Source organism: Bacillus cereus group sp. BfR-BA-01382, assembly GCF_022663475.1.
GTDB classification, from domain to species: domain Bacteria; phylum Bacillota; class Bacilli; order Bacillales; family Bacillaceae_G; genus Bacillus_A; species Bacillus_A thuringiensis_S.
On sequence record NZ_JAKUFQ010000005.1, the window covers coordinates 126,020 to 139,989 of the forward strand.

The window sequence follows — 13,970 nt, forward strand, 5'->3', positions numbered from 1 at the left end:
TCTTAACTAAAGAGAATTATTAATCTTTGAAACAACTTGAACTTTTTGAATTTCATTAAGAAATTTAACTGTAATTTTTTCAAATCGCATTTTGTAATACATAGGTCTTTTAGCCAAGTTAATACCTTGATTTTGAACCACTTCATCAGTTCCTTGTGAATCAAATAGAATTTCTTGAACTCCATTTCTTTTAAAGAAACCAGTATAAGTTTGAATAAATTCCTCTAGATCCAAAACTATTTCGTCTGCTTCTTCTGCACTTTTAGAAAAGATTACAAATTCAACTATTAAATCAAAAATCTGACCATAGAGTTCTACATATTCACCATCTCTATAAGGATGCCTAATTGTACCCCTATGTCTTGGTTTGATATCCTTAAAATCTTTACTAACTTCCCTTTTCATGACTCGATAAGTTATACGAGGAAACTCAGCTTCCTCTTTCAGTGGAGAGTGACGTATAAACTCACCAGGTTGACCAGCATTGCTCCAAAGCTGCTGTAATTCATCCACAAAACTTAGAAAAGTAATAGGCTTATTTGAACGTAATCGATTATCAATATATGGATCTTCTTCTGGAAGAATTTCATTATTTTTTCGAAGGCTACTCTCGTAACTTTCTAATTCCTCCTTTATGTAAGAAGGCATACTTTGTGCCTGTTGTATAGCTAAATATGGATCTATATTACTCAAGACACATTTCTCCTTTTATTTATAAATACGAACAATTGAATGACCTGTTATCTTATGAACAGAAAATATCGGAACTACTTCAATATTTACTTCAATAATTCCATATAGTTCGCTAATTTTTATAGAATAATCATAATCTCTAATCTTCCTATCTAATATTCTCCTTAAACATAACGCCTCAATTATTTCTTCAATGTTAGAAGCTTGATATGTAATATTAGGTTTTCCAATAAATACTTCTAAACTTCTAGCTATCTCATTTATAATTTCTTGTGCTATTCTAAAATTAGAGATATGTTTGTGGACACTGTCAGCAGTACTTACCGCACAACTAGAAGAAGAACACACAATACCCTTTTTAAAAGTATTTTTAAAACAGACTATCCCTACTTCTCTTAATTTAAGAATTTGTTCTTTTGTAAATTCAGCCTCTAATTTCACGTTAGGTATAGTTTTATTTATTGGACTTATTTCTGGATTGATTGCTGCTAATACTCCAGCATACACAGCGCTTGCTTTATTAAACTCCATTTGATTGATAACTAACGATAAGTATTTTCCACTCTCTTCCAAATCATCACCAGAAAGCTCTTTTGTTAGATTATTAATTTTATTGAAATGCTTTTCAATATCAGAAAATTTATTTTGAAGAGATAAAGACATAATACAATGAACCAAGTTTCCTTTATCTTCTTTTATTTTTGCAAATCTAATATAATTATCAATTAACTCGGAATGCTTATCAAACTGTACTTCATCAAGGTAAAGCAGGTCAAAATCGAAAGTCTCTAACACTGTAAATACTATATCAAACCTATTAGGCTCCATTCTCATAAGAAATACATTCAAATTCTCATCTATTGAAGTGGCATCTTCATAACATTGGACAATTGGACCAGAGTCAAATATATCTATAACCATTTCTTTCCCATAAACAAGTGTTGGTTCGTAATATTGACCTTTATTTGATTCGGCGACAATAATTAATCTTTTGCCTATCTCAACTTGTCTTTCTACGTATATTAATGGATGCTGTATAAAATCAACGCTTGGTGAGGGCCCATTCATCACTATCCCCCTTAAAGTCATATCGACTATATACTTGATAAAATTCTGTTCTTCCTTTTACTCCAAATTTAGGTTCAACAGCACTAATTAATAACTTCTCTTTTATCTTGATTGGCATTTCTTTTTCATCCCAAACAACTTCTAATATTAGATCATTCTTTTCTGGTTTAGATCCATAGTCTAAATAATACGTATAAGCCTTAGGTGCATATGTACCATATGGTTGTAATTGATTTACTTCAACTAATGTTTCAGAATCATAAGCTTCTTTTCTTCTTGCTAACTTCTTTTCAATCACCACTTCATATCCTGTTCCAAAACATCTAGAGCAATTTAATTTAGCTTCACCACTTCGTTCTATATAACATTTACACCGAAAATGGAGGTTTCTTCTTACATAGATAATTGAATGACCATATTTAGCAAGAACTTGCGCAAACTCTTTACGAATATCAATCATCAAACCCTCACCCTTCTAGTAAGCTTGTTGCTGCACCAAATGAGCCTGAAACAGATTCGTTATGATTTTGTTTATTTTGCTCCATCATTACATCTAACCAAAATTTAATTTCTTTTTGATTAGACGCAATCATAATTTGCAGCTTTTTAAAAAGAGATTCTTCTTGAATACCATTTGGACTATCACTGGATTCATTGGCAGAGTTTAAATTATCTTGAATCATAAAATCCCCCAATTGGATAGTACCACTTAATCCACCTTCATCTTCTTGCTTATATGAATTATTTAAAACTCGAAACATTAAACCTTGAAGTAAGAGCCTTACAGCCTCACGTACCACATATTTTGTTATTGCAAAATATGTATCATCCTGCTCTGTAGGGGGGCTATAACGACTATTGTTAGCATCTGGTATTTCCCCTAGGTATTGTAAAGCCTTTTGCCCAGCATCCCTTAATGCACAATATACTTCATTTAGAGAAAAATATTTAAATAAACTTCCAATTATATTTTTCACTTCTAAAGGTGTTGCAAAAATCGGCTCATATTTAGAGGTAAAAGTTAAAGTTTTTATTCCCCCTAAAGTTAATCCAGATTTTGATTTAATTTCATCACCTAGGACCACTTGATACGTATAATTATATTTTACTTTTTCTTCAAATATGATTTCTACTTTTTTTCCCTCAACAGAAATGCTAGTAGGTATTTGAAATTCTGAACTGAACATATAATTATCCCCATCTAACACAACTACATCCCTATTATTTTCAAAACTAGGCGCACATTCAGATATAACAGTAAATTGTTCTTTTCTCTTATATTCTTTGCCCTTAATAGTAGCTATATAGGTTAAAACATATTCACCACTCTCCAAAATTTCAGGAATGGTATACTCACCACTATACGAGAAGTGGTTATCCAATGCTTCAAGTTTAACACTTTCTATGGCTTCTAATCCATATTGATCAAAACGCTCAATACTCACTGTTGGTGGAAAATCAACTGCAATATGTTTACTATCCTGCCCTAAAGTTAATAATTCTAAAAAAACCTTTGTTTTTTTAGAAAATTCCCCTATATGATCCATATCATCACCTTCTTTTAAACGTATCTTCTAACTCTATAAGCTGATAATATATTTTTCTACTAAGTTCTTTCCACCAAAATGTAACAGGAGGCAGTATTAACAGTATTAATGTCTAATTCTTCAGAAAATTTAATTATAACTTTCTGAAAGGAATCTAGTGGATTATTGACAGACTTATTTTTAGGAAATACTTCTGTCACACTCAGTTTAGGTGAAAATTTGTTATCTGAATCCCATAAAGCTTCTTGTAAATTTTTTAATTGCTCCTGATTAACAGCTCTCGTAAAAGTTTGTAATATTACATCTTCTTTATCATCCATACCCCTAAATTCTTCTTTCTTTGAGGTTTGTATATTTGAGTCTATTTCTCCATCAAAATAAAAGCTAATTGGTTTTGACCAAGAACTACATATCCCTTTACAATCTACACTTCTTGCTCTTACATAATATTGTGCCTGCTTGTATGAGATATCTAATTTAACACTTGTTTCATCTTCTAATAAATAAACTTTTTCACTATTTTGCGGCCATACTAAATTATTGAATGTATTGCTCATAGAGATTTGCAATTCATAATAAAGAGCTTCTTCTATCTTTGTTAAGTGATATTCGGGTTTTTTCGTAATGATAGAAAGATCTTTGGGTTTCAGAATAGTAGGCGGTTTAACAGAAACCATGTTTTTTGTATAAAATTCTAATTCATATGTTTCAGCCATAATTCTACCAGTTATATCCTTAATTCCATTTTCTCTTCCAATGAGTTGTAGTTGATAATGACTATCAGGATTTAATATATTTAAGGGTTTAACCTTTAAAACTTTGCGATTATATGTAAATGTAACTGGTTCTACCTTTTTTCCCTTTAAATTTATCAATATAATATTTTCTTGCCGAAGACTATTCACATTAATATCCAACATAAATATTATCTCTATTTCTTGATCTAAGTGAACTTCATCTTGCATATGATGTGGAAGTGTTTTATAAATCATACTCATACTTTATAACTCACTTGTATACTTATAATCAACAGCAATAACACATGTAGGCTGTGGCACTTGTTTAGAAGAAAATAATATTTCTCCGGTAAAATAATTAATGTAATAATCACCATCTAGATTACCTTCGTTTGAAGCCCTTTTCATTCTCATTCCATTTTTATATATCTTTTCACTATTTCTTAAAGGCACGTGCACAAAGCGGAAATTTCGATTCACACCATCCTGTGCTCCTATTAATTGTTCTTGATCGGCTAGTTTAGAACCAGAAAAGTCGGGCATTACTCCGACCTTTTTTCTGAACTTAGGATAATCAGGGTGTTGTCTAACAAAAGCCATTTATTACTCCCCCTTTATCTCCACATCAAAGCAAAATCATACACATTTGGGCGTACGGTACCAGTATAAGTACATTCTACTTTGACTTGAATATATTTTCTTGGTGTTTCTAATAAAGTAGGCTGATCTATTCTTATTTCTTGCCAATCTGCTGATTTAGATGATCTAAAATAGAATTTAACGTAAGCCCCTTTATTAGGGTAATCTTCAAAATTAGAGACAAGATTGATCTCCTCTGTTGGAAGTGGAAGCTCTAATAATGAACTTTCCCACGCTCCTGAATTGATAGAAAAACTTAATGTATTTAATGCAGCTGTACTATTTTCATCTCGATCAGTATTATTTATAAAAGGTTCACAAAAATACATGTCATAAGGAGACACGAGGAGATACATATCATATCTCTCTCGTGTTGTTTTTAACTTAATTGCTTCTGCAATATTCTTTTGCATCATATTTAAGTGAAAATCATGTAATACTTGACCATCCAAAAAGGCGATTCGCTTCATATAGTCAGTTGCATAAGAAGGTACTGTTGCCATTTTACATCCCCCTTATTAGAATGTTACAGACCAAGTAATACGCATTCCTGTATTTTTATCTTTTGTTACTGGGCCGATACCAGAGATATTGAACATTTTCCCGTCAACTTTCTCATCGAACATAGCAACTTGGTATACATCATGAGTTGTTTTTTCATAGCTATGATTAATCGTTACAATGTCACCTGTACTAATGCTATTTGGAGTAATTGTTTTTCCGTCTAAGGAAATTGTATATTCATTAGATTCCAATGTTTTTGTAGTGCCGGAATGATTGACGATTACCTCTGGAACTATGAAAGCACCATTTTCTTCTTTTGCAATTGCAGCATCTAAGATAATAGATGTTTGTCCCGCACCAACTGTAACTACTTTTTTCGTTTTTTCAATTGATGGGGCTGGTGTACCTTTCGGGAAATCCGCAATAAACTTAACAGTTGTGCCTGAATTCACCATATATTCGACTTGAATTTGACCTGGTGTATGTACTTTTGGACCACCTGTTGGTTCAGAACTGAATGTAATATGCCCAGTATTCGGATTTGAAACCCAAACATCACCTTGGCTAGGACGTAATCCATCTTGAACGATATTATATTCACGGACATTTGTACTATCAATTGCATCAATATGACGAACAGCTACAAGTTTTACCACTGGTGCTTGTCCTAATTGATAAATTAAATGACGATTATCTAATTTTAAACGATACTCTACTTGAACCGTGTGACCAATAGTTATGTCACTATCAGCAAATCGAATAGATACTCCAGAAGTTTCATTTGTAACCACTGATACATTCGCTTTAATATCTGTGTTTGCTGTTACATTTCGCACAGAAATAATTTCTAGCAATTTACGTCCTGTTAAGCCTGAACCACTATCATGTAAGTTCTGAAGGTTATAAACTAATTTTTTAGTAGATCCATCACCATTATCAGTAATCGCAATTGTATTTGTTTTTGATACATTAGCAATTGGTTGAGTTGGGATAGCTGGCTCAATCTCAGTAGCGCCGTTAGAAATGGTTGCTGGATAATAAACTGGCATACGAGATCCAGATAACTCATTTCGCATAAATGTATCTAATCTATTTGAGTTACCATATTCAACAGGTTGATAGTTAGGATGATTTGCAGTCGGTTTACCACCTAAAGCCATGAATCCTAAGCAATAACGCATATTATAGTCATAGTCTACTTTGACATTCGTTACAGGTGTCTGGAATAGAATTTCGCCTGTTAAGTAATCCACTTGATATTTACGAGCTTCATGATTTGCCACGCTTGCTCGCTGCCATTCAACACCAGCAACAGTAACTTTCTCTGTACCTGATATAACTTTCATATATGGGTTTTTGATTTTTCGAAACTTGAATACTGCTTTTTCAGTAGGTGCAACCGCAAATTTAACTTTACCAAGCACTTCATCAGTAACAAATATATGCTCATCAATAACAAGAGCAGTCTCCCCTACCTTAACGGAACTTAGAGAAACTAGATCCTTTAATGAGTCTATTTGAAATTCTGTTTGTGCATTTGTTGAACCCCAATCCATATCAACCTGTACAATCTCTTCATGCTGTACAGAAAGTGCGAATGGGTATAAGGCTCTACTGTTTGCAGAAACAGCAGAAGCCCCCTTATCTGATTGTTTTACACGCAGCTGTTTTGCAGGATCAGCCATCATGTTTGCTACAACTTCGTTTGCAGATTGAACAACAAGGTTTTTCTTTTCTTTTTTATAAAAAACGCCTTTATCATTATAAAGTTCAAGTTTTACATGTCCTTTTGCTTTTAAAATCGCTTTGTCTTGTGTCATGTTTACATCCACACCTCTCTATTAGTTTTTTCCACCCATGAATGGTTTTCCGCCTTCATTAAGAAGCGTAATTGTCCATGTAATACGAATACCTGTATTTACATCTTTTCTTGTGTCACCTACACGTACAAGAGAGAATGCCTTAACTGGATACTCACGGAATCCGGCGATTTTATCATCAACACGAGGTCCATCAAATAATCCCATTTCACGAATTGTAATGTTATGAGCTGGCTTGAATTCTGGGAATTCAGCTACGAATCTTACGGAACCTTTATCTAATTCAAACCAAGGATACTCATTCACTGTCTTCGGTTTTTCAACAATTGCACGAGTATAATTTGTTGGAACCCCAGGTCGATCCGCAGAGCGATAGTTGATTTCGATATAAGAAATTGCTGTACCGTTCGCACTATTTTTAGATAAATTGATGCACTTCTTATCAGCAGTGTCAAACATATATTTTCCATCACCAAAGTCTGCAACATCTTCTACTAATTCTAATGTGTTTCCTGATTGATCAATGATACGAACTGTTTCTTTATTGAAAGCATACTCAGTTTTATATTTGTTACATGGAATCTTTACTATCATTGTCTTACTGTAAGAATAATCTACCATGATTTTTTCATTATAACCTGGTGCAACATTCAAGATAAACGTACCTTTAGTCAGATCAATACTTTCGAAATCTCCTTGAGATAACGTCGTGCCATTTTTTTTAACAAGTAATGTTCCTTCTTTTATTTGCGTTTGAGCTAACTTAAAGTTACGGTTTGCAGAATTTGTAGCACCTAAAGGTATTTCATTTGTAACAGGGAGAATCTTTGTTTCTTCTCTTGGTACATTATCATCAATCATAGTAGAAACCATTTCACTGTCATAAATTTCACCAGTGATAGAATATGTAACCATTACACCTGTTAAAGCACGATTAAATTCAACTACGCCTCGCATATGGTCAACCACGTATGTTAAGTCATTTAATTGATTGCGATCTTTTACTTCCGTGAAATCTGTACCTTCATAAGATACCTTAACCGTTCCTTCTTTTATTGGATGGTTCGGAATTTGTATAGTAAAAGGCCCCATTGGTGTTGTATTATAAGCAGCTGGTGTTACAAACTCAGTTTCAAAGTTAGTAATCTCTTTAAGTAATCCGTTCATATTTTTTGATAATGCATCAAATCGAACAGCAGCAATGCTCATCTCTGGGTTACTTACACCTGAATCAGCACCAGAATGAACGATTTTAATTTCCGTTTCTGATGTGTTATCAAATCCATCATATTTAAACTCATGAACAACAGGTTCAGAGAGCTCACTATTTAACGTCTCAATTGTTTCTTTTAAAACATCATTTACAAAAATGTCGATTTGAGCACCTTTACTAGACTTTTCTACCTCTAAGACAAAGTTACTAATCTTTTGCTTAAATTTAATAGATTCGCCTTCAAGCGTTGCTTTTGCCTTTTCATTAGAAACTGTAATGCCCTTCGATAAAGTTAATCGATTATCAGTAAATGGAACTTTGTAGTTCTCTCCCTCACCGATACCAATGAACATATTTGTATATCCTGAATAGATTTCTGCTGATAGTGCAACACGATCTGCAGTTGGCGTTTTTGAAAGAGTAAATGCCTTTTTACCTAATTCACCAGACACCTCTTCTTTTATATAAAGAGTTACAGGATAGTAACCATATGATATTTCGAAATCTTCGTCGTTTACTTCTGCCCATAATAAGTTAGGCGCATGAAGAAGCTGATTACCATCAAATAAAGGAGCTTTTTTTAATTTTGACTCAGTAATATAAATCTTATTAGTCGTTCCTGTAGATGCCTTAGGAATACGATTTTTATATAATACACGGGTAGGATCCCCTGAAAATGCACGTAACAGAATTTCCTCTGCACCATTTAAAACTAAGTTCTTTTGATCCGCTAACACTCCAACTACCTTACCAGCTGAATTGATTTCTTCAATTTTTATATGACCTCTTGGTGTTAATTCGAATGAATCACGCAAGCCATCTCCCCCTCGTTGTCTCTTTTTTGATAAATTACTTTCCAGTTTTCTCTTTAGAGCTTCTTTTTTAGGACCATCTGGAAGTAACCCTAATAACTTCTGAATATTTTTCATACTCATGATTCGCTCACTTCTCCTTTTAAGGTATTTACGCCCAATTTAAATAACCCTAAACTCCAGCCATTTTCCATTTCACCTAAAGCATATTGAACAACGTCTGAACCATCTATGATAAACACATCTCTTGGATTATGCTGAACTTCAGCATCAAACTTCTCTAAGTACCTATATCTATTAGGATTCCTCAAGTAATGCTTAAATAAATTGTAATAAGTATCTTCTTCTGAAAACTGCTTTGCTTCCCTGTAATCAGAATACTTATTGATATCTAAAGCATTTGCAGTATCTTCTAATAACAGTAGAACTGGCTCATTGGGATATAAGTCTTGCACTTCATGATTAATAATAGCCATATCTTTAAGAATAATTGGCCATAATTCTATAAGCCTTTTAAAGTAATCTGATTGATGTGTAATTTTTTCATTTATGTTTGTTTGGATATGTTGTTTAATTTCGCTTTTAAAAGTTTCGTAGTGTGTCCGAATACTTTCTACTAAGCTTACTTTCTGAGATTCTTTTTGAATAAATGGATGACTCGTTGGTTGTATATGTAGCATTTCTTTATAGGCTGATGAAAATGCCTCTTTTAATGAACTAGCAAGTGTAGATTCAATTTTATAGGAATCAATAGAGTGAACAGTTTTACGCTCTTGAACAGATTTAATATACTTGTTATACTCATGCTCAAAAGATTCACCTACACCTAACAGTACAGTTACGATCTCTTCAAAACTATAGTCTACCCACATATTTAATCTATGATCTACACATAACTTAATGATTCTTTCTAAGATTTCCACTTCGCATAAGTTTTGCAAATCTGTATCATTTCTAATTAGAGATGATACAATGTCATATACGAGTAAGTTGCGAACTTCATAGTCTTTATCATCAATTGTCGTAAACTCAAGTAAACTACTATGAGAGCTTGATTTATGCAGGTCATCTAGTTCATGATCTAACTCCATTAGTCGAACGTCCATTGCAGTTAACGGAGCGTATACTGTACGCAGCGCCATCCTTAAATACCTTGCAACATTTTCATCTTTTTTAGCCACAATATTTTCAAATATAATTGGCTCTGATATTAATTGTACTGCATCCTGCACTTTAGAGACAAAATGGTCATCCAGCGATAAAGAGCTTACTGCTTTTATTAACTCGCCTTTGATATCCAATTTATACTCACCATTCAGATAAATGCCGGTTTCTTCCTCGTTCTTCAATATTACTTCAATATCAGTCTTTTCAAATAAATTTTCCATAGAATCTATTAAGAAATACTGAAGAACCATTTCCACAAAGTCCTTATTTGTATTTTGGTACTGATCAAAAATCTTATAGATTTTCAATAGTTGGGCAAACTCTTCCGGAGAAGACATCAATTCTTCATTAAACTTAGTTGTTAGGAAATTCGATATCACTGTAAATGATTCGCCTAATTGAGAAACAAATTGCTCCTGAATATGATGCCCTGATTTGCTCCCGATAACGTGAAGGATTTCTTTCATTGATACTTTCTTTAATTCCCTTGCATCAAGTGTTTTAAATAAGTTAGGATGCATTTCTTTTATGATATTTATAAAGGCGTCATTTGTAATGTGTTCCATGTATGTTTCAATCTGATTATCATTAGCGGTTAACAATAAATCTATAACATCATGGATCATATTATAAATAATTTCTTTCCCATCTTCGTCTTTAATATCTGAATAAACCCAATCACTTTTTAGTCCTTTATCCGAAACCCCATGTGCCCTATATTGGTTAAATGAAATGGCATTATCATACTCTGATTGCTTGTGACTAACCCAATATGACTCATTAACTCCGTTTTTCTCTTTAGATAGCACTGATTTAATTCTATATACATCTTCATTGCTAGATTCTAGTGACATTTGCTTCTGCACTAATGTATTTACTTTTAATTGACCAATGTGAATCGGTGTTAGACGAAGTGTAATATCAGATTCATCTTCTAAAAAGGTAATATTTTTAAATAATCTATCATTTATAGGTTTATGAGCAACAACAGGAAATGGCTTTGCTAAACATGTAATCTCAACGTATTCAGAAAAAAGTGATTCTAACATATATTACTCACCCCCTTCTTTAATTCTTTTGTTTCCGATACTTTGGTTTATAACCATCTTTCATTACACTCTATATTCTGCCTCTTCTTTAAGAAGCAGAATATAATTTTCATTTACCTCTTTGAGAAAAGTAAAAGTCCAATTTAACCTTTTTCTTGCCAATAATTAATTATTTCTTAAGATACTTTCCCTTTACTCAAAAACTAAATCTGGCTCAAACACTCAACAACTGTTTGTACTCCATAAAGTAAGCAATTCTCGCAGAATGAGCTAATATTCCATATGTTTTTAACAAAATAAAAAAATGTTTTTCATTTGAAACTGAGCCTACTTTTTAATTCAAATATACCTATTTCCTTCGAATTAACTTAAAACAATAAGCGGACGAGTATGGTATCGCCCGCCTATTTAACTTTTAGTATATAAAGAGAAGAATCATACAAGGTTTAGATTTGTATATGGATATTTTTTAGATGCTAGAGTACATATATTTTTTTATATTTTTCATCAATAAAAAGACCAATACATTAAAGATATTTAACCTTAATAATTTGATTCAAAACTATTATACATTGTATTGTATTGTATTACACGCTTCTTTAAATGCTGTATCCTTCCGCCCTTAAATACTCTTCAATCCAAGGTCCTTGAATTTCTTGCACACCTTCTAAATCCTCTAAAATCCTGTAGAACCTCCTGATTTCCTCCTTGTTTCTTAAAAGGTTGGTTTGTTTCTCATAGAAATCTGATTCTGATTTATAGAAATTTAGTATATCTGCTAGATTTGATTCATAGGTTTTTTTTACATTATCAATCGAATTAATCATATAAGTAGCAAATAAATCCATAGATCCACTCATCTGCTCTTCTTGATCGAACAACCAATTTTTTAATGGCTCAGTAGTCTTTACTTCTAACTGTTGATGCAAATAATGTTTTTCTGATGCAAATATTTCTTTTTCAACATCTAAAGAAATCATTCTTCCCTTTATACTTAAATGCTGATCTTGTATATCATTGAAGTTAAGAACTAAATGTGATTTAACTATACTTAAATCACCAAACTCTTTTATACTTAAAATAAAAGCCTTTAAGTTTTTATCAATTAATGATTTGGAATCATATACAAGTATCTTTGCCTTTTCTATTACATTGAGAATCATAAAATATCTATTCTTATGAATATAAGATGTATCTGCTAATGTAATATGGAACATCTCCTGTTTCCTTTTAATTTGTTCTATTTTAGTCAGAACTTCATAATTTAACTCTTTTATATTAGGAAACAAGTTTTCATCCATTATGGGTTCTTCATCATCTTCATGGGCTTCTGCTAAAATACTATATCCTTCTAATACTTGTGCTTCTAAAAACTCCCATTCCTCTATTGATTTTAATTCTGCCTTCTCAATTTTTTCTAAATCGCTTTCATTGGTAAATTGGACCCTAAATCTACTATCAATAAATTTCCTTTGGGAAGTTATTGATTCTTTTATATTAAATAAGAGGCTGTATAATTCTAAGTCACCCTTTTGTTTGTAACCACAATATTCTTTTTCTAATAAGGCTGCTTCTTTAACTCGTCTTTGCTTCAAATTCTCTGTTAATTTATTAATTAATTGATTATCATTTCTTTCTTTAATATCTTTAAGAATCACATTTACTTCATTAATCAATTCATCATAGTCTAACAAACTCTGAGAAACTGTAAATTTACGGGATCGTTCTATAATTCCCTTCACTTGGGGCTGTAAGTTTTGTATCGCCATTTCCTTGGTATATCCTATACTAGGTCTATACTCTATTTTCTCTCTCTCGTAATTTGTATCAATACCTTTGGAACCATATAACTCTTCATAAGCATTTTTCATCATAAATAGATTACAACTCCTTGTTACATACATATAGTCCCTGTAATCATACAGGGACCATTATAAAAAAGCATTGAAAGCTTAGCCAAATAAAACAGGATACTGGGTTATTTTATCTTCCACCCAAAAGGGGGCCAACGCATTATATCAGGCATTTCAAAATATTTTTTACTTAGGTATTTTTACAACCTTCCAATCTTTTGCCAATAATTCTTCTGTCGTTAAAGTGCGATAGGATATAACTTTGTTCTCTTGCACTGTAGCAAGATACTTTTCTGGCTTATTTTTTACTAACCGAATTGCGGAACCTAATATTTTCTCTTTTGATTGACGCTGAATATCGCATCCTTCTTCTAACAAACGTAATCCAACACCCATTCCAAATTCGACTTTTTTCTCAAATATTTCTTTAACTGCTAATTCAATAGCACCGGCCTGTTCAATACTCTTCTGACATTGTTCAAATACATTATTCTTTACTTCGTTCATAGGTTACACCTCCTAAATTTTTTTCATAAATCCCCTTCACTTTGCAGAATTTTTACCTTTAAAATAGATGAACCAACATTTATTCCGCCTTTAATCATATTACTTTTATATGTTTTAATTCTTATATACGTCTCAATTCTCACCAAATGCTTTTTCTCGTATTAATTGATAATTATTATTCTTATTAAGTAATGCCTTTCTTCTAATTGAAACTCATCCAAAATGCAAGTAATATTTAAAATTTCACTAAAACTGCTACTACAATAAATATAAACTATATTTAGAGTACATATATTCTTATGTATATAGAATTAGCTAAGTGTGAATTTAGCAACTGAGCAATCTATTAATTAATTCTAAA

Annotated in this window: 12 protein-coding genes; all 12 read right to left on the reverse strand. The window is 32.1% G+C overall.

Features of this window, described 5'->3' with window-relative positions; translation table 11 throughout:
• Nucleotides 1-6 precede the first annotated feature (6 nt).
• The 12 genes from MR160_RS03980 to MR160_RS04035 all read right to left on the reverse strand — a co-directional run bounded on the left by MR160_RS03980 (nt 7) and on the right by MR160_RS04035 (nt 13,609).
• The gene (locus MR160_RS03980) at nt 7-693 is read right to left on the reverse strand and encodes a hypothetical protein (RefSeq protein WP_000065118.1); all 687 of its coding nucleotides are present in this window, start codon (nt 691-693) and stop codon (nt 7-9) included.
• 15 nt (nt 694-708) lie between these two features.
• A complete protein-coding gene (locus MR160_RS03985) occupies nt 709-1,761 on the reverse strand; it encodes a hypothetical protein (RefSeq protein WP_001014238.1) in 1,053 nt (350 codons plus the stop codon).
• Complete coding sequence (locus tag MR160_RS03990) at nt 1,736-2,221, reverse strand: hypothetical protein (protein ID WP_000565547.1); 486 nt, start codon at nt 2,219-2,221, stop codon at nt 1,736-1,738. The genes MR160_RS03985 and MR160_RS03990 overlap by 26 nt, the downstream gene beginning before the upstream one ends.
• Before the next feature lie 7 nt (nt 2,222-2,228).
• Entirely contained in the window at nt 2,229-3,308 is a 1,080-nt protein-coding gene (locus MR160_RS03995) for an Ig-like domain-containing domain (RefSeq protein WP_000349588.1), read from the reverse strand.
• A 59-nt stretch (nt 3,309-3,367) separates the two neighbouring features.
• Nucleotides 3,368-4,306: an Ig-like domain-containing domain gene (locus tag MR160_RS04000; RefSeq protein ID WP_242297077.1), complete on the reverse strand. Its 939-nt coding sequence runs from the start codon at nt 4,304-4,306 to the stop codon at nt 3,368-3,370.
• Nucleotides 4,307-4,309: 3 nt separating this feature from the next.
• Complete coding sequence (locus MR160_RS04005; RefSeq protein ID WP_000896259.1) at nt 4,310-4,645, reverse strand: hypothetical protein; 336 nt, start codon at nt 4,643-4,645, stop codon at nt 4,310-4,312.
• Between the two features lie 14 nt (nt 4,646-4,659).
• Nucleotides 4,660-5,187, reverse strand: coding sequence for a hypothetical protein (locus tag MR160_RS04010; protein WP_000246817.1), 528 nt, complete (start codon nt 5,185-5,187; stop codon nt 4,660-4,662).
• A gap of 15 nt (nt 5,188-5,202) precedes the next feature.
• The gene (locus MR160_RS04015; protein ID WP_242297078.1) at nt 5,203-7,008 is read right to left on the reverse strand and encodes a hypothetical protein; all 1,806 of its coding nucleotides are present in this window, start codon (nt 7,006-7,008) and stop codon (nt 5,203-5,205) included.
• 21 nt (nt 7,009-7,029) lie between these two features.
• Nucleotides 7,030-9,156, reverse strand: coding sequence for a hypothetical protein (locus MR160_RS04020; RefSeq protein WP_213746849.1), 2,127 nt, complete (start codon nt 9,154-9,156; stop codon nt 7,030-7,032).
• Nucleotides 9,153-11,249 (reverse strand): hypothetical protein, encoded by a 2,097-nt coding sequence (locus MR160_RS04025; RefSeq protein WP_242297079.1) that lies wholly within the window; start codon nt 11,247-11,249, stop codon nt 9,153-9,155. The genes MR160_RS04020 and MR160_RS04025 overlap by 4 nt, the downstream gene beginning before the upstream one ends.
• Before the next feature lie 599 nt (nt 11,250-11,848).
• On the reverse strand, nt 11,849-13,123 hold the full coding sequence (locus tag MR160_RS04030; RefSeq protein WP_242297080.1) for a hypothetical protein: 1,275 nt from the start codon (nt 13,121-13,123) through the stop codon (nt 11,849-11,851).
• Nucleotides 13,124-13,288: 165 nt separating this feature from the next.
• Nucleotides 13,289-13,609 carry a hypothetical protein gene (locus MR160_RS04035; protein WP_001006592.1) on the reverse strand — a complete coding sequence of 107 codons (321 nt, stop codon included), beginning with the start codon at nt 13,607-13,609 and terminating at the stop codon, nt 13,289-13,291.
• Nucleotides 13,610-13,970 lie beyond the last annotated feature (361 nt).